A 23926-nucleotide genomic window follows, 5' to 3' on the forward strand; every position below is an offset into this window, starting at 1 on the left:
GGTACGGAAGTCCTGCTCTCCCAGCTTGGTCGTCGGACCCGGCATGCCCGCACCACCGCACTACATGATTCTGTAGTCACCGGGGCCGGGTCGCGCTTGTCACGGCCGCGGCGGGATGGCAGGAGGCCGGGAGGAGGCGGTGGACGCGGTGGACGCGGTGGTGTGGCGCAACCGGGCCATGACGTTGTTCGACCGCATCCCCATGCCGGTCGCGGTCTGCGATGTGTACGGGGGGATCATCCTGGCCAATCCGGCCATGGCTGCGGAGTGGGGCGCCACGTCGAGCGGGCTGCGGGGACGCAAGGTCCTGGACCTGTTCCGGCCGCAGGAGCCCTGGCAGATCGAGCGGATCGCACAGGCGTTGCGGCTGCGCCGTCGCTCGCGCTATCCGGTCTCGGTGCGCTGGGAGGCGGCCGACGGGGTGCGGCGCGAGGGCGAGCTGACCGCGGACCCGGTCAGCGACTCCGTCGAGACGAGCACCGCACTGCTGGTCATGGTCCGCGTGCTCGGCGAGTGCCCGGTCGTGGAGCGGTCGCCCGAGCCCGCGGCCGGCACGGCCGAGATCCGCATTCTGGCGCTGCTCGCCGGGGGCGCGACCACCGCGCGGACCGCCCGGGAGACGGGCCTGACCGTGGACGGCGTCAACTACCATCTGCGGCGCCTGTCCGAGCGCTGGGGTGCGGCCAACCGTACGGAACTGGTCGCGCGCGCCTACGCGCTGGGCGTACTGACCCCGGGAGTGTGGCCGCCCACGGCCGTGCCCGCTCCCTGAGGGGCGCCGAAGCGCGCGAGGCAGTGCCAGACCCTCTTCAGGTCCTGGAGTTCGTGGCGGCCGGTACGGGCGGCGTCCCCGATGATCCGGGGGTCGAGCCAGCCGTCCTCGGCGATCCGGACGCCGAGCGCGACGAACTCCGGGCCGCGGAAGTCCGGGTGGCGCCGCAGTTCCTCGACCGGGAGCCGGTAGCCGGGGTGCCACTCCACGGGGCACGGGAGCCGCCGGGCCGCCGCCTCGACGGCCGTGCCGCGGTAGCTCGTGTCCAGGACCAGGGCCTCCATGTCCCTCGCCAGGTCTACGGGGCCGTGCACCTGCGCCTCGATGTAGTCGTCGAGCGCGTCCTGCTCGTCCGCCTCGGCCAGCTCGATCAGGGACATCCCGGCGGCGACCCCGAACGCGGACGGCTCGGCCGCGCTGTCGGGATAGCAGAAGGTGGCCCGCCGCAGGGCCGCACCGGTCAGCCGGAAGTGCGAGGAGCCGAAGCGGGGCGCCGCCCCGACGAGCCGGCGCCGGAAGTTCAGTCCGCCGTACACGGGTCGCTCGTGCGCGGGTTCGGCGTCGTACGCCGCGCCGAAGATCCGGCTCTCCCAGCGCCAGCGGTCGCCGCCGGGATGTGCGGTGAGCCCGCCGTTGCTCGTGCCGGTGACGAACTGCGAGACGTACGCGCCGTCCCGGGCCAGCACCTCCAGGATCGGGAGCCCGCCCACCAGCCGGTCGGGGTGGAAGTTCAGGGTAATGCGCAACGCCGGGTCCACCGCAGGGCCGCGGGAGAGAGCCGTGACATGGCGCAGCGCCCGCTCCTGGGGTGTGCGGCCGTCCCTGAAGTCCACTCGACCCCTCCCCCGCCCCGTTTCCGCACGTCTTCGCCCCACCCCGGGACCTTCAGAGATCACTCGTCGGGCGGGACATCCGCAACTCATTTCTCCTGAACGGCCAGCACGATCTTGCCCCGGTTGTCGCGCCGCTCCAGACGTTCGTGGGCCGCGCGCGCCTGGTCCAGCGGGACCACCGTCTCGACCGGCACGTGGTACGTACCCGCCGCGACCCGCCTGGCCAGCTCGCGCAGGTCCTCGCGGGGGTCGTAGCCGTGGATCTGCAGATTGGTGAGCTGGAAGCCGAGGACGGCAGCGTTCTTCGGATAGAAGTCGCGGGTGTCGATCGTGCTCGGCTCCAGGGCGACATTGGCGAGCGCGACCACCCGCCCGCCGTGCCCGACCTCGCGCAGACTCCGTCCGAAGGCGGGGCCACCGACGGTGTCGAGGACGACGTCCGCGCCACGCCCGCCGGTCAGCCGCAGCAACTCCTCGACCTCCGCGTCGCCCGGGTGCGCGGAGGTGTCGAGGGTGTCGTGGGCGCCGAATCCGGCGGCCCAGGCGGTCTTGTCGGGTGAACCCGCGAGCGCGATGACACGGGCGCCGGTCCCGGCGGCGATCTGGACGGCCGCGCTGCCCACCCCGCTCGCGGCGGCCTTCACCACCACGGTGTCGTCCTTGGTCACCTTCGCCAGATGGCGCAGGCAGTACCAGGCGGAGAGCCAGGCCACGGGCAGGCCGGCGGCCTCCGTCAGCTCCAGACCGTCCGGCAGGGCCGTGACCTGCCGGGCGGGCACGACGGCCAACTCGGCGTAGAAACCGGGTGCGTTCACCCCGTCCAGGGCCATGACCCGCTGTCCGACCTCGATGTCGGTCACCCCCTCCCCCACCGCGGCGACGACTCCGGCCGCCTCCACGCCCGGGATCAGCGGCGGCCGTCCGGCCCGGTGGTACCGCCCGGCACGGACCAGCGCGTCCGCCCGGTTCACCCCCGCCGCCACGACCCGCAGCAGCACCTGGCCGGGGCCCGCGACCGGGTCGGGGAGCTCCACCGGCACCAGCACCTCGGGTCCGCCGAACTCGTCGATCCGCACCGCACGCATACCGCACCTGCTTCCTGGTGGACGCACCGGGACACCGCGGAATCGGAGGAGATCCACAAGAGCGGTGACACCGGTTGAAGTGGTGTCACCATGCGACACCACTTCAACCGGTGTCAAGGCGCTACACTCGGACCATGCCCTCCGCTCCCGCCGCCGTCCCCGAGCCCGCCTCGCCGTTCCCCTTCATCGGCGGACGCCCCTGCCTGAACTTCGTGGCCACGCTCGGCAAGCGGCACGCCACCCCCCTGGAGCGGCTCCCGGACCCCGACGCCCTCGCCCGCTGGATCACCGACGCGGGCCTGAGCGCCGGGGCCGACGACACGCCGGTGCACGTCACCGAGGGCGATCTCGCCCACGCCCGCACCCTTCGCGAGGCCCTCTACCGGCTCGTACGCGCCGCGATGGCCGGGGAGGCACCCGACCCGGCCGATGTCGCGCGGGCGAACGAGGCGGCGGCCCGCCCCGACCTCGCCCCCCAACTCGCCGAGCCGCAGGACGACGGCGCCGGCCCCCGGCAGCCCCTGCGCTGGACGGCCGGGCATCCCGGACCCGCGGCCCTCGCGACCGTGGCCCGGGACGCCGTCCTGCTGGTCGGCGGCCCGCTCCTTGCCAGGGTCAAGGAGTGCGAGAACCCCGAGTGCTCGCTGCTCTTCCTGGACGACTCCCAGGCCCGTCGGCGCCGCTGGTGCTCCATGGACCGCTGCGGCAACCTCGCGAAGGTGGCCGGCTACCGGTCCCGCAGCCGCACCGGCTCCAGCCGGTGACGGTGGGCCGCGCCGTCCGTGCCTGTTCCAGCCGGTGGCAGTAGGCCGCGCCGTCCGCGCCCGTGGCGTCGACCGGTCGGTAACGGCGCGGTGTCCGCCGCCTCGCGGTCCGCAGGTCAGGCCACGGCGGGCGTCCAGTGCGGGTCCCGGCCGAGGAAGGCGAGCAGCGCCTCCGCCCGGCCGGCGGTCGCGGGCACCTCGCGGGCGGCGGCGAACACCCCGTACGAGTCGCGCAGATGATCGGCGAGCCGATCCGCCGCAAACCTGATCCCCTCCGCCAGCTCCTCCTCCAGCGGCGCGTCCTGGCCGGTGGCGACGGCGATGTCCCAGGCGTGCACGGCGGCGTCCATGGCGGCAGCGGCGGCGGCCAGCGGGAACGGCAGCGGTCCGAGGGGGGTCGCGACCTCCGGGGAGTCGGCCGGCAGCTGTGCGTAGGCGTCCGCCACGCCCCGCAGCACCTTCTCCAGCGCCGTCCGCGCGTCGGAGTCCAGCGCGTCGGCGGGCCGGAAGGGGTCGGAGTCGGGCCGGTCGGCGCCGGTGATCGCGGCGCCGTACGCCTGCTGATCCAGTCGCGCGTGGTTGAGGACCTGGCGCACCGTCCACTCGCTGCACGGCGTCGGAGCCCCCCACGCCCGCTCCGGTACGGCGGCGGCCACCTCCATCAGGTAGACATGTGCCCTGGTCAGCAGTTCGAAGCCCGCGAGATCGCGCATTCCTGGTCCCCTCCTGGGTGCCTTCCGGCCGATGAGAACAAACTAGGCTCCCTTGCGGACAGTTACGGTCCTCAATCAGCACGTTCGGTACGCCTGCGAAAAGGGAAAAGGCCAAGGATGCGAGACGTACGTGGTGCGTGGGCCGTGGCAGGCGCACAGCTCCGGAAGTGGCACGAGGAACCCGTGGTCGTCCAGTCGGTGCGGTCGGCGGGGGCCGCGACCGTCGCGTACGTGATCGCGCTGCGGCTCAGTCCGGAGCCCGCGCCGCTCACCGCCCCGCTCACCGCGCTCCTGGTCGTGCAGGTCACGCTCTACGCCACCCTCACCACCGGCATCCGCCGGGTGAACTCCGTGGTGGCGGGTGTGGTCGTCGCCATCGCCTTCAGCGTTCTCGTGGGTCTGACGTGGTGGAGTCTGGCCCTGCTCATCCTCGCCTCGCTGGCCGTCGGCCATCTCGTCCGGGTCAGCGAGTTCGTGCCCGAGGTGGCGATCAGCGCCATGCTCGTGCTCGGCGTGACCCGGGTCGGGGACACGGCCTGGGCCAGGGTGCTGGAGACCCTGATCGGCGCGGTGGTCGGGCTCGGCTGCAATCTGCTCTTCGCTCCGCCGGTGTGGGTGGGTGCGGCCGGCGAGTCCATCGAGGATCTGGCGCGGCGGGTACGCCAGTTGATGCTGCGGATGGGCGAGGAGGCGGCCGGCCGCACCCCCGTCGAGCACGCGACCGCCCGGCTGCACGAGGCGCGCCGCCTGGACCACGACATCGTCCAGGTCGACGCGGCGCTCAGGCAGGCCGAGGACAGCCTCAAGCTCAATCCGCGCGTACGGGAGGGCCTGCTGCACCGGATCGTGCTGCGCACCGGCCTGGACACGCTGGAGATCTGCACGGTGGTGCTGCGGGTACTCGCCCGCACCCTCACCGACCTCGCCAAGGAGCGCGATCCCGAGCCGCTGTTCGAGCCGCAGGTGGGGGCGACGCTGGAGCAGCTGCTGTCCGAAGTGGGCGACGCCGTGGTGAGTTTCGCGGTGCTGGTGACCACGGACATCAGTCAGAACGCCGAGTCGGCCGAGGACCGGCTCGCCGCGGAGCTGTCCACGGCCACGGCGACCCGCGACAAGCTGGCCCAGCTGCTGCTCGACGAGGTGCAGCGGGACGCCCGGCAGTGGCAGCTGCACGGCGCCGTCCTCACCGAGGTCAACCGCATCCTGGACGAGCTGGACACGGAGCACCGCTCACGGCGGCTCTTGGAGGAACTCGACCGCGGCACCCGCGAAGAGCGCGAGCGCCGTCACCACCTCATCCGACTGAGGCAGCGCCTTCGGATGCCCCGCGGGCCGCGACAGCCGCGCTCGGACCGGAACCGTCCCCCCGTCTCCGGTCGTTCTCTCTGAGGACAGCCGTTCCGTGTCGGGGACGGGGGCGACGACGGGGGGAGCGGACGGATGGCCGACGACGCTGTGCGGATCGACGGGAACACACTGCGCCTGCCGGGCGGGGTGCGGGTCCGTTTCATGCGGACGCTGCGCCTGCCCGAGACGGGTACGCACGAACTGCCACCGGGGCTCGGTGAGTTCCCTGTGCGCCGTGTCGAGGACCACGCGGACACCGTGCCCGCCCAGTGGCGTGCGCGCGGCGGTGTGATGCTGCCGGTGTATCTGCGCGAGGCCATGTGGCTGAGCTTCGCGGGCTCGACGGAGCCGGCCGCGCTCCAGGTCGGCGTGGGCAAGGTGTGCGCGGTCTCGGGCAGGCCGTGGAGCTCCCTGCTCGCCCAGGACCCGCAGAACTACGTGGTGCTCCCCCGCCAGCCCTGGCTCGACGGCATCAACTCCGGGAAGGGCACGGTCCGCCAGTTCGTGGCCGTGCCGCTGGGGCTCGGCGCCACGGTCGAGGGCCAGGTCACCGGCGAGGAGGTGTGGGGCGGCCTGCAGCTGCAGTCCTTCCGGCTCAATGACGCGGAGCTCGCGAAGTGGCGTGAGCTGGAGCGCCGCCGGACCGTGAGCACGAGGTCGGTGAAGAGCGTGTCCGCCTATGGCGCCGCCCCGCCGGCTCCCGGCGCCGCCATGGCCGCCGCGCCCGCCTCGGCGGCCCGCGCGAGAAGCGCCCCGGCCATGGGACTCGGCGTGGGAGGCTCGATGCGCCAGGAGGTCTACGTGGACGAGCGATCGCGCGGCGCCTGGGCCAGGGAGCCCGCCGGCCGGGTGTTCGTGCATCTCGTGACGCCTCCCGAGTGGCGCCGTATCACGGGCGAGGCTCCCCCGCCGTCCCCCGTCGACCGCGCTGCGTACACACAGGCCGGGCTGCCCTGGTTCGAGTACTACGACGACGCGGCCCAGGACGTCGCCCCCACCGACACGCTGAGCTCGGTGCGGCCGGTCGGCGAGTGGCTCGGCGACGACCACGAGCCCTGGCAGGAGCCCTCGCCCCACCAGGTGAAACAGCTGGGCGACGCGCCGGGCAAGCCGGTCGGGGACGGTGACTGGTAGGCGGCCCCACCCGGTCGTCGGGCAACCCCGCCCATCGTTGCACAGGGTGCAACGCGCGTTGCCGTTCTTGCACTTCTCGGGTGTCGCACGCCAAGGTGGCTGTGACGACCGAGGCAACCGACACCCGAGGTGCAGGTATGAACAGTGGCGCAGATCCGGCGCGGGACGCGGGCGGCGGCTGGGGCAGGCGCCGGTTCCTCGGGGCGCTGGCGGGGATCACCGCGGTGACGACGGTGCCGGCACCGGCCGCGCCACGCACCCGTCCCGCGGCCACCACGACCCCACCCGCCGGGGGCTCCCCCGCCACCTCGGCCCCCGGGCCGACCTCTTCCTCCCCCGCCGTCCGCCGACTGTTCCTCGGCACGTACACCTCGGTCGAGGGCGGCGGAAAGGGGATCGGCCTGGCCACGTACGACCCGTCGACGGGTGCCGTCACGGCCACCGGCACGCTCACCGGCATCGGCGACCCGTCGTACCTCGCCACGCATCCGAAGGGCCACACCCTGTACGCCGTCGACGAGCGGCCGCAGGGCGCCGTGACGGCCGTACGGCTCACCGACCACAAAGTGCTGGGCACCCGGAGCACCGGCGGCGCGGGCCCCTGCCACCTCTCCGTGCATCCGAGCGGACGGTGGCTGCTGAGCGCCAACTACACCTCGGGCAGCGTGGCCGTGCACCCCGTCGACGCCTCGGGCGCACTCGGCGAGCGCACCGACCTGGTCACCCACTCCAGTCCGGCACCGGGCCCCGGCCAGGACGGCCCGCACGCGCACCAGTTCGTGACCAGTCCGGACGGCGGGCACGTCCTCGCCGTCGACCTGGGCACCGACACGGTCTACACCTACCGCCTGGACCAGTCGAAGGGAACGCTCACCGAGGTCTCCCAGGCGCACACCCGGCCGGGCGCGGGGCCACGTCATCTCACCTTCCACCCCGACGGCCGTTTCGCCTATCTGGCCAACGAGGTCGACAACACGGTCGTGGTCTGCGCGTACGACCCGGCGAGCGGACGGCTCACCCCGGGCGACCCGCAGCCCACCGGCACGGGCACGGGCACGAACTACCCGGCGCAGATCCTGGTGACGTCGAACGGGGCGTACGCCTATCTCGCCAACCGCGGCCACAACAGCCTGACGCGGTACGCGGTCGAGGCGGCCGGTGCCCGGTTGAGGCTCCTGGACACCGTGCCGGTCGGCGGCGACTTCCCGCGCCAGCTCGCCTTCTCGCCGGACGAACGGCTGCTGTTCACGGCGAACCAGCGCTCGAGCACGGTCAGCGTCTTCCACGTCGAGGGCGCGAGCGGTGAACTCCGGCTCGCGGGCGAGCCTTTCGCCTCACCCGTCGCCGTCTGTGCGCTGCCGCTGTAGCGCGCGGGGGCAGGATGCGGAGCTCGCCTGCGTGAGCAGCACGTGCATCCGCTCGGTGAGCTGTGAGACGTCGTCGGCGGGCGAGTGGAAGGACAGGCGTACGTCACCGTCGCCACGCGCCCGTTCGATCCGCAGTGTCAGTCCGTGCCGGTCGACGGCGAGCGGCTGGACGCGGACCGCGCCGTGCAGGCTCTCGGGCTCGACGAGGCGGGTCAGCCGCTCGACGGCGTCGGGGTGTGCGTCGGCCAGGTGGGTGAGCAGGCTCGCCTCGGCCGTCGCGAGCGGATCGGGAACGGCGTCCGCGAACTCGTCGAGGTCCACCACGAGCGCGCCGGACGCCTCGCGCAGCACCACGCGCGAGGGCCGGAACTCCAGATGCCCGTCCGCCAGGACGAACCGGCCGGCCATCCAGAGCCGGGCGCGGATCCGGTTGCGCACCGGCACCGGCGCGACGTCCGCGAACTCCAGAACGGCGGAGGGCTCTCCGCGCGGCGCACAGACCGCCGCGGCCGTCAGCGTGCTGTCGTCCGGCACATGCAGGAGAACCCGGCCGTCCGCGGTGACGGTGTGCGCGCCGACGAGTTCCTCCCTGCCACCCTCCGCGGTCACCGCGCAGGACCAGGCCGCGGCGAGCACCGAGCGGGCGCGCTCGGCAGTGGCGGGCGCGGCCGTCCAGGTATGACGGTCACCCATGCGGTCACCCATCCCAACCTCCCTTAGGTAAGCCTTGCCTAACCTATCGGAGATCCGGGTGCGCGCCAACCACGCCACGCCTTCGTCCCTCGCACGAGTTACGGCGTGATGGCGCCCAGCAGCGCCCGCGCGCACAGATCCCGCAGCTGCTCCCGGGTCAGCTCCGCCCCCCTGAGCCACTCCAGACACACGGCCGTGGTGAAGGCGAGCCAGCCACGGACGGCGATCCGCAGCTCGGGCCGGTCCTCGATCCCCCCGGGGACGTCGGGGTCCGCGTCGAGCGCCGCCAGGATCTGCTGCTCCTGCGCGGCCAGCGCCCGCTGATAGACCCTGCGCACGGCCTGGTCACCGGCCGCGTCGGCGCGATGGAAGGCGCGGAAGCCGTGCGCGTGGGCCTCGACGTACGCCAGGAAGGTGTCGAGTCCGGCGCTCAGCTGCTCGCGGACGGGAATGCCGGGCACCGCGGCCGTCAGCCGCAGCATCCGCTCGCTCTCGCGCTCCACGACGGCCGCGAAGAAGTCCCGCTTGGTCGGGAAGTAGTGGTACAGGAGCCCGCGCGAGACCCCGGCGATCTCGGCGACCTGCTCGATCCACACCTCGTCGTACGGGCTCTCCGAGAACAGCCGCGCCCCGACGGACAGCAGCTGCTCCCTGCGTTCCTCGGTACTGAGCCGACGGCGTGTCCGCTCTCCTCGCTCCCCCTGTTTGCCCATCATGGCCGCACCTTACTTGACGTCGGTTCAACAACGGGATCACACTGAAAACCGCTATTGAACCCGCGTACAACATGGTCAGGACAGCAGCGTCGACGTGCCGCAGGCACTAGGGAGATCGCGTCATGGCGGAGACGACAGGGCCCATGCTGCCCAAGGGGTTCCGGAGCGCGGAGCTGGGCTGGCCCGAGCTGCACCGCATCCCCCGCCCGCCCTACCGGCTCCCCCTCGTCGGGGATGTGATCGGCGCGAACGTCCGCTCTCCGGTGCAGGACTCGATGCGCTTCGGGCGCAGGCTCGGGCCGATCTTCCGGCGCAAGGGCTTCGGCAAGGAGATCGTCTTCGTGTGGGGCGCCGAGCTCGCGGCCGAGCTGGCGGACGAGACACGGTTCGCCAAGCACGTCGGCCTCGGGGTCGCCAACCTCCGGCCGGTCGCCGGGGACGGTCTGTTCACGGCGTACAACCACGAACCGAACTGGCAGCTGGCCCACGACATCCTCGCCCCAGGCTTCAGCCGTGAGGCGATGGAGGGTTATCACCCGATGATGCTCGCCGTGACCCAGCGGCTGATGGACCGCTGGGACGGGGAACGCGCGGCGGGCCGGGCGGTGGACGTACCCGGCGACATGACGAAACTGACGCTGGAGACGATCGCCCGCACCGGCTTCGGCCACGACTTCGGCTCCTTCGAGCGCTCCAGGCCGCACGCCTTCGTCACCGCGATGGTCGGCACCCTGACCTACGCGCAACGCCTCAACGTGCTCCCCGCGCCGCTGGCCCCGGTCCTGCTGCGCGGGGCCACCCGCCGCAACAAGGAGCACATGGCGTATCTCAACCAGACGGTCGACGCCGTCGTGGCCGCCCGTCAGCACTCCTCCGGCGAGGGGGACCTGCTCGACCGGATGCTGGAGAGCGCCCACCCGGACACGGGGGAACGGCTGACCCCCGAGAACATCCGCCGCCAGGTGATCACCTTCCTGATCGCCGGCCACGAGACGACCTCGGGCGCGCTCTCCTTCGCCCTGCACTACCTCGCCCAGCACCCGGACGTCGCCGACCGCGCACGGGCCGAGGTGGACCGGGTCTGGGGCGACACTCCCCTGCCCGCCTACGACCAGGTCGCCAAGTTGCGGTACGTACGCCGGGTCCTCGACGAGTCGCTACGACTGTGGCCGACGGCGCCCGGCTTCGCGCGCGAGGCTCGCGAGGACACCGTGCTGGGCGGGGTCCACCCGATGCGGACGGGTGCCTGGACCCTGGTCCTGACGGCGCTGCTGCACCGCAACCCGGAGGTGTGGGGCGCGGACGCCGAGGAATTCGACCCGGACCGCTTCGACCCGGGGGCCGTACGATCCCGAGCCGCTCACACCTTCAAGCCGTTCGGCACCGGGGCGCGGGCCTGCATCGGCCGGCAGTTCGCGCTGCACGAGGCGACGCTCGTCCTGGGGCTGCTGCTGCGCCGCTACGATCTGCGGCCCGAACCGGACTACCGGCTGCGGGTCTGCGAGCGGCTGACGCTGATGCCGGAGGGACTGCGGCTGCACCTCGACAGCCGTGCGTCCGCTGCCGGCTCACTCGTCGGTCGTCCAGTGGTCCGGGCGGGTGACTGACCGCGGCAGTCTGGTCCCGGCACTGCCCCTGGCCGCGTTCAGCTGGGGCTGGGTCAGGAAGAACGCGTCGGTCAGATCCGCGTCCGTCAGATCGGTGTCGCGGAAGTCGGCGCCGATCAGGTCCGCGCCGCGCAGATCGGCGCCGGTGAGGTCGGCGGCGATGAGATAGGCGCCGCGCAGGTTGGCACCGCGCAGGTCGGCGCCCTTGAGGCGGGCGCCCATGAGGTCGGCGCCGCGCCGGTTCTTCTTCTTGCCGCGGCCGACTCCCGCGCGCACGAGTTCGCTGGTCCGCAGCAGGAGGGTGTTGACCTGCTGCCGGTGTGCGTTCACGTCCAACTCCCCCAGTTCTTCGGGGGATTGGTTCGTCAGCCGCTCCGTCTCCGTGAGGGCTCGGCGGATGTCGGCGTGGATCGGGCGGGCCGCGGGGAGGGTCAGGGCCTCGTTCAGGTACCGGAGCAGTTCGTGGAGCTGGCGGACGACCGGGAACACGTCGAACATCTGCCGGGCTCGTTCTCGCGGGCCAGTGCGCCAGTCCTGGCCGGCGAAGGTGACCTGGGAGACCTGCTGGCCGGCGCCGAAACAGTCGTACACCGTGCACCCGTTGAACCCCTTCTCCCTCAGCTGCGTGTGGATTCCGCACCGGGAGTCCGTCCGCAGGTTCTGGCAGGGTTTTCCGGCGTCCTTGTCGATCGCGAAGTCCGCCGAGCGGGTGAAGGGCAGGGCGACACAGCACAACCCGAAACACCGACCGCAGTCGGCCCGCAACTCAAGGAGCCGTTCATCGACTGCCGTCACGCTGTCTTCTTGCATGTCACCAGCCTACTGGGGCGGCAGGCGCCCTCCGTGAGGGGTTCTCTCGCCCCCGCCGCCCCTACCCGTCCCATCCCTGGAGGCTCCGCCCCCAGACCCCCAGGGTGCGTTCTTCGACTGCGGGTGGGTGGGGGCTGGTCGCGCAGTTCCCCGCGCCCCTGGGGCAGGGCTTCGCCCCGCATCCTCACCGGCCCGGACTCGTTCGGCTGTCGGCCGGTGGGGGTGGGCGTGCGTCTTCAGCCCGTCCGGCGTTTGAGGACGAGGCCGTTCAGGCCGAAGCGGGGGTCTGGGGGCGGCAGCCCCCAGGGATGGGACGGGTAGGGGCGGCGGGGGCGAGGAACCAGGGGCTCAGCCCTCCAGGCCGGATAGGCGTTCGGGGTCGGCGAGGATGTACATCTCGACGATGCGGCCGTCGGTGATGGTGACGCCCATGACGGACAGGGGACGGCCTTCGGGGGCCGTGACGACGCCGATCGCCCCGTTGACCAGCGCGAGCCGGGAGAAATCAGCGAACTGGCGGAACATGAGCGCCTGTTGGGCGACGCCGGTCGCACCGTGGACCACCTTGGACGCCGCCGCCCCACCGACGAGCACACCGGAGTCGACGCGGAGCACGACATCGGGATGGAGGACGGACACCAGCGCCTCGAAGTCCCCGGCGCGCGAGGCCGCGAGAAAGGCGTCGAGGACCAGTTTCTGCCGGGCGAGATCGAGCTCGGGCTCCGGCGCGGCAGCGCCCCGTACCCGCCGCCGAGCCCGACTCGCCAACTGCCGCGTCGCGGCCGACGAGCGGCCCACGACGGGCGCGATGTCGTCGAAGGGCACCGCGAACATGTCGTGCAGGACGAACGCGAGGCGCTCCGCGGGTTCCAGTGTCTCCAGGACCACCAGCAGGGCCAGCCCCACCGAGTCGGCGAGCAGCACCTCCTGCTCGGGGTCGATCCGCTCCAGGGGGCTGACCAGCGGGTCCGGGACATAGGTGTCCAGCGGCTCCTCGCGGCGCGCGGCACGCGTACGCAGCATGTCCAGGCAGACCCGGCCGACCACCGTGGTCAACCAGCCCGCGAGGTTCCTGATCTCGCCGACGTCCGTGCGGCCGAGCTTCAGCCACACCTCCTGGACCGCGTCGTCCGCCTCGCTCAGCGAGCCGAGCATCCGGTAGGCCACCGCCCTCAGTCGACCGCGGTGCTCCTGAAACCGGTCGGCGAGATGTTCGAGGAGTTCGTCGTCGTCCATTGCGTTGCCCTCTCCCCCGAACGGCGCCCGGTCAGACCTCGTCGCGCGTCAGCGCCAGCAACCGGTCCAGGACGCGCGACCCTCCGGCCCGTACACCGTCGTGCTCGAACTCGTCGGTCACCCAGGTCCGCAGGCCCCCGATGGCACGGGCCGTGCGCAGGGAGTGCTCCGGGTCGACGTACATGTCGTCGTGGTAGACCGCCGCGGCCACCGGCACCTCGTTGGCGGCGAGGCGGGCGGGGTCGTACAGCGGCCGCCAGTCGGTGCGCGCGGCGAGTTCCTCGGCGGTCTCGCGCAGGGGACGCAGCGCGGGGTCGGTGTCGAACAGCCAGGGGTGCACGGACTCGCCGGTGAACAGCAGCGGTCCGTCGTCCGCGAGGGCCTTCGCCGCGTCGAACTGGGGGAACTCGGCGCGCACCCGCTCGGCGGACCAGGCGGTCGGCCGGTCGTCCTGGGCGTAGCAGGCCTCGTGGACGAGCGCGTACAGGGGGTGGCCGGCGTACGAGAGGAGGCCCTGTACCTCCTCCTGGAAGGCGTCGGAGAGGGCCGGGCCCTGCGGGGTGCGGACGAAGGCCTCCTCCAGGAGGTAGTGCAGACGGTGGCTGCCCTCGCCCCCGCCGAGGAGGATGCCGAGGGACTGGAAGGCCTCGACGGTCAGGCGGTAGCCGTTGCTCAGAACGATCTCGTGGCGGAGGAGGTGGTCGGCGATCTGCCGGGCCCGCTCGATGTCCTGGGGGTATCGCGCGTAGTGTGCCGCGACCTTGCGTTCGATACGGGGGTACGCGGCCCGGTAGACGTCGTCCGCGTGCGCGTCGAGGGAGGGCAGGCCGCCGGTGATGAGGGCCGCGCGCAGACCTTCGGGGGCGGTCGAGAGGTAGTGCACGACGCAGAAGCCGCCGAAGCTCTGGCCGAGTACGGTCCAGGGGTCGCCGCCGGTGAGCCGGGGGCGGATGGCCTCGCAGTCGCGGACGATGGAGTCGGCGCGGAAGTGCGCGAGGTAGTCGGCCTGCGCGCCGGGGCCGCCGCGCAGCGGCAGCGTCTGTCGATTGGCGGGCGTGGAGTGGCCGGTGCCGCGCTGGTCGAGCAGCAGCACCCGGAACTCCTTCAGCGCGCGGCCGAGCCAGGCCTGCTTGCCGACGAAGCGGTTGGCGCCGAAGCCGGGGCCGCCTTGGAGGTAGACCATCCAGGGGAGGTCCTGGTGCGCCTTGTCGCTCGCGACGACCTCGCGGGCAAACAGTTCGATGCTCTCCCCCGCCGGGTCGTCGTGGTCGAGCGGCACGGTGAAACGGTGGTCGGTGAGGACGACACCGGGCTGGCGGTAGCTGACGGTCAACAGGGCTCCCGAGACGTACGGATCCAGGCTGCGTCCCAGTTGAGCACATGATCCCCGACCGGCCGAGACCGGGGATCAAGAAAATCGTACTGAATGGTCGCTCAGCAGGCCAGGCGCGCGGGCCGTGCCGCGCGTCAGCGCGCCGACAGGCTGGAGCGGCGCACGACCAGCTCCGGCTGGAGCACCACGCGCCGGTGCTCGTGCGGTGTGGGTGCCGTCTCGGCCTCCGTCTCCTCCAGCAGCAGTTCGGCGGCGAGGGCGCCCATGGTCATGGCGGGCTGCCGCACGGAGGTGAGCGGGACGGCCGCGGCGGCGGCGAACTCGATGTCGTCGTAGCCGACGATCGCGAGGTCGTCGGGGACGCCGACGCCCGCCGCGTACATGGCCTGCAGGACGCCGAGCGCGAGCAGGTCGTTGGCACAGAAGACGGCGGTCGGGCGCTCGGCGAGGCCCAGCAGCCGGGCGCCCGCGTCGCGGCCCGCGGCCACGTCGAGGCGCTGGGTGGGCAGCTCCCGCATCGCGGTGGGCGCCAGGCCCGCCTCGGCCAGCGCGTTCAGGGCGCCCACGCGGCGGTCCCTGACCTGGTTGAGGCCGGGCGGGCCACTGACGTACGCGATCGATCGATGGCCCGCGTCGACCAGGTGCCGTACGGCCAGTGCGCCGCCCGCCACGTCGTCGACCGAGACCGAGCACTCGGTGGTGCCCTCGGCGACCCGGTCGACCAGCACGAAGGGGATGCCGTTGCGGCGGAACGTCGCGATGTTGCGCCCGGTCGCGTCGGCGGGCGTCAGCAGCACGCCGCGTACCCGCTGCTCGGCGAAGAGCGAGAGATAGTCGGCCTCCTCGCTGGCGCTCTGCGCGCTGTTGCAGACCATCACGCCGAGCCCGGCGTCCCGCGCGGCGCGCTCGGCGCCGCGGGCCACGTCCACGAAGAAGGGGTTGCCCATGTCGAGGACGAGCAGGCCCATGATCCGGCTGCGTCCGGCCCGCAGCTGGCGCGCGGACTCGCTGCGGACATAGCCGAGCCGGTCTATCGCCGACTGGACACGGGCCCGGGTCTCGGAGGCGACGCTGTCCGGGCGGTTGATGACGTTCGAGACCGTGCCCACGGAGACTCCGGCGGCGCGGGCGACGTCCTTGATACCCACCGACTGTGCCATCAGGCAGGAACCTCCAGGGGGACGAGAAGCGGCGGGCGGGCCTTCACATTATCCGCGAGTCCGCCGACTTCGCTGGTCATGCGGGCAGCCGGAAGTCGACGACATGGAGCGCCGAGGGCGTGGTCCCGCTGGACTTCTCCTGGTACATGACCGACAGCGTCCCGTCCTGTGAGACGCGCGTCTCGTCGATCACCACCTCGCCGAAGGCGTTGAGGCCGCTGCCGTCGTACAGGAGCTTCCAGTCCGTGTACCCGGAGGACTTCGAGGCGCCCGCGATCCGGCCGAAGGGCATGATCGCGTAGGCGTTGTCGTACTTGTCCAGGATCAGCTTCGTGCGCTGGCTCGAGCCGAGGGCGATCGGGATCTCGGTCTTGGTCCAGCTGCCCGAGGCGTTCTTGCGGAGGTGGAAGGCGCGGCCGTTGTTCGTCCGGTCGGTGACGTAGTTGGTGGTGCACTGGCCGAAGCGCCCGGGCACGTAGCTGATGATCGCGTGCGGCAGGCCGGTGGAGTCGGTGGCCTGGCTCTCCTGGTTCATCAGGGAGTGGTCGGGGTTGAGCGCGTCGACGACGAGTCCGGCGTCGGTGACGGCCACCGTGTCGGAGCCGCCCGTGGTGCCGACGAGGGTGCCCGCGTTGTTGCGCCAGGTGCGGCCGCGGTCGGTCGAGTAGACGTAGCCGGTGTCGTGGTTGGTGATGCCGCCGCTGTTGCACATCACGGCGCCGTTCTGCTCGCGCCAGGTGAAGAAGGAGTGCAGGCGTCCGTTGACGTCGTAGTCGATGCCGTGGAGATACATGTTGCGGGCGGTGCTGGAGCCGTGCTCGCTGGTGTACGTGCCGGTCGAGCCGGACCACTCCCCGAGAGCGGTCCAGGACGAGCCGTCGTACTCCGCGAGGGCGTTGCGCCCGTTTCCGGAGATGCCCACGCGGTAGCTCAGCTGGAGCTTGCCGTCGGGCGTGGAGATGAACTGGGGGTAGGTGAACTGCGTGGTGAGCGCGAGGCCGTCCAGCGAGGTCTGTACGGCTCCGAAGACCGCGGAGGTCCAGGCGGTGGTGGCGGGGTTGTCGAGCAGCCCTGCCACCGACTTCACATAGAAGAAGCCGTCGCTGTGGGAGTCCATGTTGAGGTGCAGCCGGCCGTCGGTCTTCGACACGCCCATGGAGATCACGTTGTGCGAGTCGGAGCTCTTGAGCCGATGGGCGAGGGTGAGTGTCGACCAGCTGGACGCGCCGAGCGCCCGGCGGGCGACGACCGCGCTGCTGTCGGTGGTGTACCAGACGGCGTACTGGTAGCCCTTGTAGGTCAACAGACCGTTCTTCTGGAACGAGTTGTTGTTGACCAGGCCGTCGTAGGACACGAAGTACAGGGCCTGGGAGTCGAGTTGGGTGCTGCCGGTGAGGGTGACCGAGGGGCCGGGGTCGGCCGCGCGTGCCGTACCGGCGCCGATTCCGGGGCCTGCCACGCCGGTCAGCAGGGCGGTGGCCAGCAGGGTGCGTCTCTTCATGTCCGGACTCCTGGGTAGGGGTTCGCGCGGGTGGCAGAGGGGGTCGGCGGGTATCAGGCGAGGTGGAAGACCTCGGTGAGGGGCTTCATGACCTCGTCGGGTCTGGCGCCGTCCAGCGATTCGAAGAACGGCGCCATCTCCGCCTGCCAACGGGCATTGATGTCGGTGGCTTCCATGCCGGCCTGCGCGGCCGCGAAGTCCTCGGTCTCCAAGTAGCCGACCAGCAGGCCGTCCTCGCGCAGGAAGAGCGAGTAGTTGTGCCAGCCGGTGGCCGAGAGCGCGTCGAGCATCTCGGGCCACACGGCGGCATGCCGCTCGCGGTACTCGTCGAGGCGGTCCGCACGGACCTTCAGCAGAAAGCACACACGCTGCATCAAGGGACCCTCGGATCCTAGAAGTTGAACTGGTCGATGTTCTTGGCGTTGAAGACGGTCGGCTTGCCCAGGTTGATCACGCCGTCCTTGCCGATGGTGAACGAGCCCATGTCACCGGCCTTGAAGGTCTCGCCCTCGGCTCCGGTGATCTGCCCCGAGGACAGCGCCACGGCCGTCCGCGCGGCGAGTTCGCCGAGCTTCGCCGGGTCCCACAGCTCGAAGGCGTCGACGGTGCCGTTCTTGACGTACTTGCGCATGTCGTTGGGGGTGCCGAGGCCGGTCAGCTTGACCTTGCCCTTGTACTTGGAGCCGGAGAGGTACTGGGCCGCGGCCTTGATGCCGACGGTGGTCGGGGAGATGATCCCCTTGAGGTTCGGGTGCTCCTGGAGGAGGCCCTGGGTCTGCTGGAAGGACTGCTGGGCGTCGTCGTTGCCGTAGGCGACCTTGACCAGCTTGACGTCCTTGTACTTGGGGTCCTTCAGCTCCTCCTTCATGAAGTCGATCCAGGTGTTCTGGTTCGTCGCGGTCTGCGCGGCGGACAGGATCGCGATCTCGCCCTTGTAGCCGATCTGCTCGGCGAGCAGCTGCACCTCGGTACGGCCCAGGTCCTCGGCGCTGGCCTGCGAGACGAAGGCGTTGCGGCACTCGGGGTTGGTGTCGGAGTCGTAGGTGACGACCTTGATCTTGTTGCTCATGGCCTGCTTGAGCGCGGTGCACAGGGCGCCCGGGTCCTGCGCGGACACGGCCATCGCGTTGACCTGCTGCTGGGTGAGCGTGTTGACGTAGCTCACCTGGCCGGAGGTGTCGGTGGCGCTGCTGGGGCCGACCTCCTTGTACTTGGAGCCGAGCTCCGTCAGCGCCTTCTCGCCGCCCTTGTCCGCCGAGGTGAAGTACGGGTTGTTGACCGCCTTGGGCAGAAAGCCGACCGTGAGGCCCTTCTTCGTGGCCGCGTTCGGGTCGGCCTTGCCGGTCGCGGCGGCCGAGCCGCCCCCGCTCTTCACGTCGTTCTTGGTGGTGCCGCCGCAGGCGGTGACGGCCAGGGCGAGCGAGGTGACGGCGGCGAGCGCCGCGCCGGTACGGCGGAGGGATGACTTGCGCATGGCGGGTTCCTTTTGACGGAGGTGAGTGCGGCGTGCGCCTGAAGGGGTGCGGGGCTTGTATCGGATACGCGGCTCCGCCGCGTGGGCGGGACCGGGCACGGACGACCCGCGGTTCTCGAACGGTCTATCCGGCGGAGCGTGCCGCCCTCGCTACGGAGATCTGCCGGGCGACCCGGGGGCCGAGTACGGAGATGACGAGCAGAACGCCGGTGACGACGATCTGCGACTGCGCGGAGACGTTCAGGAGGCTCATCACGTTCTGCAGCGCGCCGAGCAGGAAGACTCCCGCGATCGCGCCGCCGAGCGTGCCCTTGCCGCCGTCGAAGTCGATGCCGCCGAGCAGGACGGCGGCGACGACGGAGAGTTCGAGGCCGTTGGCGTTGTCGTAACGGGCGCTGGCGTAGTGCAGGGCCCAGAAGATGCCGGTGAGCGAGGCCATGAAGCCGGTGGCGACGAAGAGGATCAGCTTCTGCCGCTTGACGCGGATGCCGGCGAACCGGGCGGCCTCCTCGTTGGCGCCGACCGCGAAGGCCGAGCGCCCGAACGGGGTGGCGTGCAGTACCACCACGGCGATCGCGAGGAGTACGAGGAAGGGCAGGAAGGCCTGCGGGATGAAGGTGTTCCCGATGCGCCCGGCCGCGAAGTCCTGGTACTGGGCGGGGAAGTCGGTCACCGCGTCCGAGCCGAGCACGATCTGCGCGATGCCCCGGTAGGCGGCGAGGGTACCGATGGTGACGGCGAGGGAGGGCAGTCCGAGCCGGGTCACCAGCAGGCCGTTCACCAGTCCGCACACCACGCCGAGCAGCAGGCACAGCGGGATGATCGTCTCGATGGTCATGCCCTGGTTCCACAGAGCACCCATCACCGAGCCGGACAGACCGGCCGTGGAGGCGACCGAGAGGTCGATCTCCCCGGCCACCACGAGCAGGGTCATCGGCAGCGCGATCAGCGCGATGGGCAGCGTGTTGCCGATCAGGAACGACAGGTTGAGGGCGTTGCCGAACCCGTCGACGAAGCCGAAGGAGAACAGCAGCAGGACGATGAGGAGGGCGCCGACGACCGTGTCCCAGCGGACGGCGCGCGCGAGGGGCGAGTCAGCCATGGCGGGCGTTCCTCTTCTTCAGTGCGGAGGCCACGCGCAGCGCGACGATCCGGTCGACCGCGATGGCGAGGATGAGCAGGATGCCGTTGATGGCGAGCACCCAGACGGAGCTGACGCCGAGGGCGGGCAGCACACTGTTGATGGAGGTCAGCAGCAGCGCGCCGAGCGCGGCGCCGTAGACGCTGCCGGAGCCGCCGGTGAAGACGACACCGCCGACCACGACCGCGCTGACGACGGTGAGTTCGTAGCCGGTGCCGGTGCCGGAGTCGACGTTGCCGAAGCGGGCGAGGTACAGGGCGCCCGCGAGTCCGGCGAGGCCGCCGCACACGACGTACGCGGTGAGGATCCGCTTGCGGACGGGGATGCCGGCGAGCCGGGCGGCCTCCGGGTTGGAGCCCAGCGCGTACAGCTCCCGGCCACTGCCGAAGTGCTTGAGGTAGTACGCGGTGACCAGCACGACCGCCAGCGCGATCAGGGCGAGGTACGGGACCGCGGAGATGCCGCCGGAGCCGAAGTCGACGAAGCCGCCGGGGAGGTCGGCCGCGGTGATCTGGCGGGAGCCCACCCAGATGGAGTCGACGCCGCGGATGATGTAGAGCGTGCCGAGGGTGACGACCAGCGCGGGCACCTGACCGAGGCTGACCAGCAGCCCGTTGACCAGTCCGCAGCCGATGCCGAGCAGGACGGCCAGGAAGATCGCGACGACGGGGTTTCCGCCGCCGTGCAGATAGGTGCCGGCGGCGAAGGCGCTGATGCCGAGGGTGGAGCCGACCGACAGGTCGACGTTCCGGGTGATCACGACCAGCGACTGACCGGAGGCGACCAGCACCAGGATCGTCGCGTTCAACAGCAGGTCCTTGATGCCCTGTTCGGACAGGAACTCGCTGTTGCCCATCTGGGTGATGGCGATCATCAGCAGGAAGACGACCAGGATGGCGAGTTCACGCATCTTGAAGACACGGTTCACCAGCCGGGTGCCACTCGACTTGGGTACCTCGGCGGCGGGCGCGGGATTGGGTGCGGTCACCGTCATGCGGCGGCCCTCCGGGGGATGTTCGGGGTCTGGCGGTCGGCCGTCCGAGTGAGGGGGACGGCCCCCTGGGGGGAGGCGGGCGTGGCGCGGGCGGCCGAGCCGGCGACTCCGGACTTTTCACCGGCGGCCCACTCGACATCCGCCGGTGTTGCGCCGAGAGTGGCGTGCCTGGTGGCTGTCATGCGGCAACCCTCCCCGTCGCGGCGGCCATCACGGTCTCCTCGGTGGCTTCGGAGCGGGGTATCTCGGCGGTGAGCCGGCCCTCGTGCATCACCAGCACGCGGTCGGCCATGCCGAGGATCTCGGGCAGGTCGGAGGAGATCATCAGGACGGCCACCCCGTCGGCGGCCAACTCGGAGAGCAGCCGGTGCACTTCGGCCTTCGTGCCCACGTCGATGCCCCGGGTGGGCTCGTCGACGATCAGCACCTTGGGGCCGGTGGCGAGCCACTTGGCGAGGACGACCTTCTGCTGGTTGCCGCCCGAGAGCGTGTTGACCGTGTCGGCGATCCGGGCGTACTTCACCTGGAGCTTGACCGCCCAGTCGAGGGAGCGGCTGCGCTCGGCGCCGCGGTCCACCAGCCCCGCCTTCACGGTCGTACGCAGCCCGGTGAGCCCGATGTTGCGCTCGATGGACATGTCCATCACCAGGCCCTGGGCGCGCCGGTCCTCGGGGACGAGGGCGAGCCCCGCGGCCATGGCCGTGGAGGGCGCCCCGTTCGTCAGCGGCTTCCCGTCGACCTCGACCTCTCCGGCGTCCCAGCGGTCGACGCCGAAGACGGCCCTGGCGACCTCCGTACGCCCGGCGCCGACGAGTCCGGCGAGACCGACGATCTCGCCGCGGCGCACATCGAAGGAGACGTCGGTGAAGACGCCCTCGCGGGTCAGCCGGCGTACGCTCAGGGCGACTTCGCCCGCCTCGACGTCCTGCTTGGGGTAGAGCTCGTCGAGGTCGCGGCCGACCATCCGGCGTACGAGGTCGTCCTCGGTCATGCCGTCGAGGGGTTCGCTGGAGATCCAGGCGCCGTCGCGCAGGGTCGTGACCCGCTGGCAGATCTGGAAGATCTCCTCCAGGCGGTGCGAGATGAACAGCACCGCCGAGCCCTGCTCGCGCAGGGTGCGCACGACACCGAAGAGGCGGGCCACCTCGCTGCCGGTCAGGGCGGCGGTCGGCTCGTCCATGATCAGGACCCGGGCGTCGAAGGAGAGCGCCTTGGCGATCTCGACGATCTGCTGGTCGGCGATGGACAGTCCGCGCGCCGGACGGTCGGGGTCGAGTTCGACACCGAGTCGCTTCATCAGGGCGGCGGTCGACTCGTGGGTGGCCTTGTGGTCGATACGGCCCAGGGCGCGCCGGGGCTGGCGGCCCATGAAGATGTTCTCCGCGATCGACAGGTCGGGAAAGAGGGTGGGCTCCTGGTAGATCACCGCGATGCCCGCGTCGCGGGCGTCGGCGGGACCGTGGAAGACGGTGGGCTCACCGTCCAGCAGCACCCGACCGGCGTCCGGTCGGTGCACGCCGGCGAGCGTCTTGATGAGGGTCGACTTGCCCGCGCCGTTCTCACCGGCGAGAGCGTGCACCTCGCCGGGAAACAGTTCCAGGGACACGTCCCGCAGGGCGCGTACCGCGCCGAAGGACTTGGAAATGTCCTCGAGCGCCAGTACGGGGGCCGGACCCGCGTCGGACCGGTGGGTCATGTGAGCTCCTCAACGACGCGGGCGGAGAGGCCTCACGACGCCGTGAAAGGTTTCAACTAGGTTGCCGGGACGTTAGGCAGGTAGCCCAGGTCACGTCAATGGGTTCGGGTCGAAATTTTCGATAGCCGAAGGTCACAACCGAGTCACGGACGGCGGTCTTCGCCCAGGGGGTTGACACACCTTCGGTGGACTCATAGCTTCGGCGTTCTGAATCGTTTCAGATCGTTTCAGACGGAAGAGCCGTTCCGATCAGGCAGAAGCGCAGTTCGGACCCGGCTCCACAAGTCGTTCGAAACCGAAGCCACACCCGAAGTCACAGGAGCCCCGAAGTGACCGAGCTTGCCGCGGTGAAGACCGCCCTCAAGACCCAGGCAGTAGAGACGCCCTCGTGGGCGTACGGGAACTCGGGAACCCGCTTCAAGGTGTTCGCGCAGCCCGGAGTCCCGCGCAATCCGCGCGAGAAACTGGACGACGCCGCCCAGGTGCACGCCTTCACGGGGGCCGCGCCGACCGTCGCGCTGCACATCCCGTGGGACAAGGTCGACGATTACGGGGCGCTGGCGAAGTACGCGCAGGAGCGCGGCCTGAAGCTGGGCGCGATCAACTCCAACACCTTCCAGGACGACGACTACAGGCTCGGCTCCATCTGCCACCCGGACGCCGCCGTCCGCCGGAAGGCCCTCGATCACCTGCTGGAGTGCGTCGACATCATGGACGCGACGGGTTCGAAGGACCTGAAGCTCTGGTTCGCCGACGGTACGAACTATCCCGGTCAGGACGACATCCATGAGCGCCAGGACCGGCTGGCCGAGGGCCTGGCCCAGGTCTACGAGCGGCTCGGGGACGACCAGCGGATGCTGCTGGAGTACAAGTTCTTCGAGCCCGCCTTCTACATGACGGACGTCCCGGACTGGGGCACGGCGTACGCGCACTGCCTCAAGCTCGGCCCCAAGGCGCAGGTCGTCGTCGACACCGGGCACCACGCGCCCGGCACCAACATCGAGTTCATCGTCGCGACGCTGCTGCGCGAGGGGAAGCTCGGCGCGTTCGACTTCAACTCGCGGTTCTACGCCGACGACGACCTGATGGTGGGTGCGGCCGATCCCTTCCAGCTGTTCCGGATCATGTACGAGGTGATCCGGGGCGGTGGCTTCACTCCGGACGTCGCCTTCATGCTCGACCAGTGCCACAACATCGAGGCGAAGATCCCGGCGATCATCCGTTCCGTGATGAACGTGCAGGAGGCGACGGCGAAGGCGCTGCTCGTGGACGGTGCGGCGCTGGCCGACGCTCAGCGTGCGGGGGATGTGCTCGCCGCGAACGCGGTGGTCATGGACGCGTACAACACCGATGTGCGGCCGTTGCTGGGTGAGGTGCGTGAGGAGCTGGGGCTGGATGCGGATCCCGTCTCGGCGTATCGCCGGTCCGGGTGGGGGGAGAAGATCGCGGCGGAGCGGGTCGGTGGGCAGCAGGCCGGATGGGGGGCCTGAGCGGCTGAGTCTCGTCTGCCCTGTGCGGACCGTCGCAGGCCGCGGGCCGTATGTCGTTGG

At 71.2% G+C, this 23926-nt stretch carries 23 protein-coding genes; 7 read left to right on the top strand and 16 right to left on the bottom strand.

Annotated features, from left to right (window positions below; translation table 11 throughout):
• Positions 1-115 precede the first annotated feature (115 nt).
• Positions 116-772, top strand: a complete 657-nt coding sequence (locus tag ACFZDJ_RS18500) for a PAS domain S-box protein (protein ID WP_390935437.1) — start codon at positions 116-118, stop codon at positions 770-772.
• Here the strand turns inward: ACFZDJ_RS18500 and ACFZDJ_RS18505 are convergent.
• Positions 712-1605 carry a DUF3626 domain-containing protein gene (locus tag ACFZDJ_RS18505; RefSeq protein WP_391060146.1) on the bottom strand — a complete coding sequence of 298 codons (894 nt, stop codon included), beginning with the start codon at positions 1603-1605 and terminating at the stop codon, positions 712-714. The genes ACFZDJ_RS18500 and ACFZDJ_RS18505 overlap by 61 nt on opposite strands.
• Positions 1606-1691: 86 nt before the next feature.
• Positions 1692-2690, bottom strand: a complete 999-nt coding sequence (locus ACFZDJ_RS18510; protein ID WP_391060148.1) for a zinc-binding dehydrogenase — start codon at positions 2688-2690, stop codon at positions 1692-1694.
• Positions 2691-2824: 134 nt separating this feature from the next.
• On the opposite strand from ACFZDJ_RS18510, the gene ACFZDJ_RS18515 reads away from it, so the two are divergent.
• Positions 2825-3454 (top strand): ABATE domain-containing protein, encoded by a 630-nt coding sequence (locus tag ACFZDJ_RS18515; RefSeq protein WP_391060150.1) that lies wholly within the window; start codon positions 2825-2827, stop codon positions 3452-3454.
• A gap of 116 nt (positions 3455-3570) precedes the next feature.
• Here ACFZDJ_RS18515 and ACFZDJ_RS18520 read toward each other — a convergent pair whose 3' ends face one another.
• The gene (locus tag ACFZDJ_RS18520; RefSeq protein ID WP_391060152.1) at positions 3571-4167 is read right to left on the bottom strand and encodes a TIGR03086 family metal-binding protein; all 597 of its coding nucleotides are present in this window, start codon (positions 4165-4167) and stop codon (positions 3571-3573) included.
• Positions 4168-4284: 117 nt separating this feature from the next.
• Between ACFZDJ_RS18520 and ACFZDJ_RS18525 the strand changes: the two genes are divergently transcribed.
• The 3 genes from ACFZDJ_RS18525 (at position 4285) to ACFZDJ_RS18535 (ending at position 8015) form a co-directional block, all read left to right on the top strand.
• Positions 4285-5556: an aromatic acid exporter family protein gene (locus ACFZDJ_RS18525; protein WP_168514301.1), complete on the top strand. Its 1272-nt coding sequence runs from the start codon at positions 4285-4287 to the stop codon at positions 5554-5556.
• Positions 5557-5607: 51 nt separating this feature from the next.
• A complete protein-coding gene (locus ACFZDJ_RS18530) occupies positions 5608-6648 on the top strand; it encodes a hypothetical protein (protein ID WP_391060154.1) in 1041 nt (346 codons plus the stop codon).
• Between the two features lie 137 nt (positions 6649-6785).
• On the top strand, positions 6786-8015 hold the full coding sequence (locus tag ACFZDJ_RS18535; RefSeq protein ID WP_391060156.1) for a beta-propeller fold lactonase family protein: 1230 nt from the start codon (positions 6786-6788) through the stop codon (positions 8013-8015).
• On the opposite strand, the gene ACFZDJ_RS18540 is transcribed toward ACFZDJ_RS18535, so the two are convergent.
• Together ACFZDJ_RS18540 and ACFZDJ_RS18545 are read right to left on the bottom strand one after the other, a co-directional pair.
• Positions 7983-8708, bottom strand: a complete 726-nt coding sequence (locus ACFZDJ_RS18540; RefSeq protein WP_391060576.1) for a DUF2470 domain-containing protein — start codon at positions 8706-8708, stop codon at positions 7983-7985. The genes ACFZDJ_RS18535 and ACFZDJ_RS18540 overlap by 33 nt on opposite strands.
• A gap of 98 nt (positions 8709-8806) precedes the next feature.
• Complete coding sequence (locus tag ACFZDJ_RS18545; protein WP_101402498.1) at positions 8807-9424, bottom strand: TetR/AcrR family transcriptional regulator; 618 nt, start codon at positions 9422-9424, stop codon at positions 8807-8809.
• Positions 9425-9546: 122 nt separating this feature from the next.
• Between ACFZDJ_RS18545 and ACFZDJ_RS18550 the strand changes: the two genes are divergently transcribed.
• Positions 9547-11031, top strand: coding sequence for a cytochrome P450 (locus ACFZDJ_RS18550; RefSeq protein WP_391060158.1), 1485 nt, complete (start codon positions 9547-9549; stop codon positions 11029-11031).
• Here the strand turns inward: ACFZDJ_RS18550 and ACFZDJ_RS18555 are convergent.
• From ACFZDJ_RS18555 to ACFZDJ_RS18605, 11 genes are all read right to left on the bottom strand, one after another.
• Entirely contained in the window at positions 10993-11826 is an 834-nt protein-coding gene (locus ACFZDJ_RS18555; RefSeq protein WP_391060160.1) for a pentapeptide repeat-containing protein, read from the bottom strand. The genes ACFZDJ_RS18550 and ACFZDJ_RS18555 overlap by 39 nt on opposite strands.
• A 363-nt stretch (positions 11827-12189) precedes the next feature.
• The gene (gene sigJ, locus ACFZDJ_RS18560; protein WP_391060162.1) at positions 12190-13077 is read right to left on the bottom strand and encodes an RNA polymerase sigma factor SigJ; all 888 of its coding nucleotides are present in this window, start codon (positions 13075-13077) and stop codon (positions 12190-12192) included.
• 31 nt (positions 13078-13108) lie between these two features.
• Positions 13109-14410: an alpha/beta fold hydrolase gene (locus tag ACFZDJ_RS18565; protein ID WP_391060164.1), complete on the bottom strand. Its 1302-nt coding sequence runs from the start codon at positions 14408-14410 to the stop codon at positions 13109-13111.
• Between the two features lie 134 nt (positions 14411-14544).
• Positions 14545-15570, bottom strand: coding sequence for a LacI family DNA-binding transcriptional regulator (locus ACFZDJ_RS18570; RefSeq protein ID WP_067360334.1), 1026 nt, complete (start codon positions 15568-15570; stop codon positions 14545-14547).
• A 76-nt stretch (positions 15571-15646) separates the two neighbouring features.
• Entirely contained in the window at positions 15647-17071 is a 1425-nt protein-coding gene (locus ACFZDJ_RS18575; protein ID WP_391060166.1) for a BNR-4 repeat-containing protein, read from the bottom strand.
• Positions 17072-17124: 53 nt separating this feature from the next.
• The gene (locus tag ACFZDJ_RS18580) at positions 17125-17445 is read right to left on the bottom strand and encodes an L-rhamnose mutarotase (protein WP_390935410.1); all 321 of its coding nucleotides are present in this window, start codon (positions 17443-17445) and stop codon (positions 17125-17127) included.
• Between the two features lie 17 nt (positions 17446-17462).
• Positions 17463-18545 carry a rhamnose ABC transporter substrate-binding protein gene (rhaS, locus tag ACFZDJ_RS18585; RefSeq protein ID WP_101402492.1) on the bottom strand — a complete coding sequence of 361 codons (1083 nt, stop codon included), beginning with the start codon at positions 18543-18545 and terminating at the stop codon, positions 17463-17465.
• A 124-nt stretch (positions 18546-18669) separates the two neighbouring features.
• Positions 18670-19647 (bottom strand): ABC transporter permease, encoded by a 978-nt coding sequence (locus ACFZDJ_RS18590; protein ID WP_168498846.1) that lies wholly within the window; start codon positions 19645-19647, stop codon positions 18670-18672.
• Positions 19640-20680, bottom strand: a complete 1041-nt coding sequence (locus ACFZDJ_RS18595) for an ABC transporter permease (RefSeq protein ID WP_391060169.1) — start codon at positions 20678-20680, stop codon at positions 19640-19642. The genes ACFZDJ_RS18590 and ACFZDJ_RS18595 overlap by 8 nt, the downstream gene beginning before the upstream one ends.
• Entirely contained in the window at positions 20677-20862 is a 186-nt protein-coding gene (locus ACFZDJ_RS18600) for a hypothetical protein (RefSeq protein ID WP_391060171.1), read from the bottom strand. The genes ACFZDJ_RS18595 and ACFZDJ_RS18600 overlap by 4 nt, the downstream gene beginning before the upstream one ends.
• Entirely contained in the window at positions 20859-22376 is a 1518-nt protein-coding gene (locus ACFZDJ_RS18605; protein WP_389596558.1) for a sugar ABC transporter ATP-binding protein, read from the bottom strand. The genes ACFZDJ_RS18600 and ACFZDJ_RS18605 overlap by 4 nt, the downstream gene beginning before the upstream one ends.
• Before the next feature lie 329 nt (positions 22377-22705).
• Here ACFZDJ_RS18605 and rhaI point away from each other — a divergent pair, with 329 nt between their 5' ends.
• On the top strand, positions 22706-23866 hold the full coding sequence (gene rhaI / locus ACFZDJ_RS18610) for an L-rhamnose isomerase (RefSeq protein WP_391060174.1): 1161 nt from the start codon (positions 22706-22708) through the stop codon (positions 23864-23866).
• Positions 23867-23926: the final 60 nt, after the last annotated feature.

Origin of the sequence: Streptomyces sp. NPDC007896 (assembly GCF_042959425.1) — a bacterium.
Taxonomy (GTDB): domain Bacteria; phylum Actinomycetota; class Actinomycetes; order Streptomycetales; family Streptomycetaceae; genus Streptomyces.

Excerpts from the sequence above, each read along its gene's own strand:
- ACFZDJ_RS18500 (WP_390935437.1), top strand. The coding sequence starts at position 116 with ATGGCAGGAGGCCGGGAGGAGGCGGTGGACGCGGTGGACGCGGTGGTG.
- ACFZDJ_RS18510 (WP_391060148.1), bottom strand. The coding sequence starts at position 2,690 with ATGCGTGCGGTGCGGATCGACGAGTTCGGCGGACCCGAGGTGCTGGTG.
- ACFZDJ_RS18515 (WP_391060150.1), top strand. The coding sequence starts at position 2,825 with ATGCCCTCCGCTCCCGCCGCCGTCCCCGAGCCCGCCTCGCCGTTCCCC.
- ACFZDJ_RS18520 (WP_391060152.1), bottom strand. The coding sequence starts at position 4,167 with ATGCGCGATCTCGCGGGCTTCGAACTGCTGACCAGGGCACATGTCTAC.
- ACFZDJ_RS18525 (WP_168514301.1), top strand. The coding sequence starts at position 4,285 with ATGCGAGACGTACGTGGTGCGTGGGCCGTGGCAGGCGCACAGCTCCGG.
- ACFZDJ_RS18530 (WP_391060154.1), top strand. The coding sequence starts at position 5,608 with ATGGCCGACGACGCTGTGCGGATCGACGGGAACACACTGCGCCTGCCG.
- ACFZDJ_RS18535 (WP_391060156.1), top strand. The coding sequence starts at position 6,786 with ATGAACAGTGGCGCAGATCCGGCGCGGGACGCGGGCGGCGGCTGGGGC.
- ACFZDJ_RS18540 (WP_391060576.1), bottom strand. The coding sequence starts at position 8,708 with ATGGGTGACCGTCATACCTGGACGGCCGCGCCCGCCACTGCCGAGCGC.
- ACFZDJ_RS18545 (WP_101402498.1), bottom strand. The coding sequence starts at position 9,424 with ATGATGGGCAAACAGGGGGAGCGAGGAGAGCGGACACGCCGTCGGCTC.
- ACFZDJ_RS18550 (WP_391060158.1), top strand. The coding sequence starts at position 9,547 with ATGGCGGAGACGACAGGGCCCATGCTGCCCAAGGGGTTCCGGAGCGCG.
- sigJ (WP_391060162.1), bottom strand. The coding sequence starts at position 13,077 with ATGGACGACGACGAACTCCTCGAACATCTCGCCGACCGGTTTCAGGAG.
- ACFZDJ_RS18570 (WP_067360334.1), bottom strand. The coding sequence starts at position 15,570 with ATGGCACAGTCGGTGGGTATCAAGGACGTCGCCCGCGCCGCCGGAGTC.
- ACFZDJ_RS18575 (WP_391060166.1), bottom strand. The coding sequence starts at position 17,071 with ATGAAGAGACGCACCCTGCTGGCCACCGCCCTGCTGACCGGCGTGGCA.
- ACFZDJ_RS18580 (WP_390935410.1), bottom strand. The coding sequence starts at position 17,445 with ATGCAGCGTGTGTGCTTTCTGCTGAAGGTCCGTGCGGACCGCCTCGAC.
- rhaS (WP_101402492.1), bottom strand. The coding sequence starts at position 18,545 with ATGCGCAAGTCATCCCTCCGCCGTACCGGCGCGGCGCTCGCCGCCGTC.
- ACFZDJ_RS18590 (WP_168498846.1), bottom strand. The coding sequence starts at position 19,647 with ATGGCTGACTCGCCCCTCGCGCGCGCCGTCCGCTGGGACACGGTCGTC.
- ACFZDJ_RS18595 (WP_391060169.1), bottom strand. The coding sequence starts at position 20,680 with ATGACGGTGACCGCACCCAATCCCGCGCCCGCCGCCGAGGTACCCAAG.
- ACFZDJ_RS18600 (WP_391060171.1), bottom strand. The coding sequence starts at position 20,862 with ATGACAGCCACCAGGCACGCCACTCTCGGCGCAACACCGGCGGATGTC.
- ACFZDJ_RS18605 (WP_389596558.1), bottom strand. The coding sequence starts at position 22,376 with ATGACCCACCGGTCCGACGCGGGTCCGGCCCCCGTACTGGCGCTCGAG.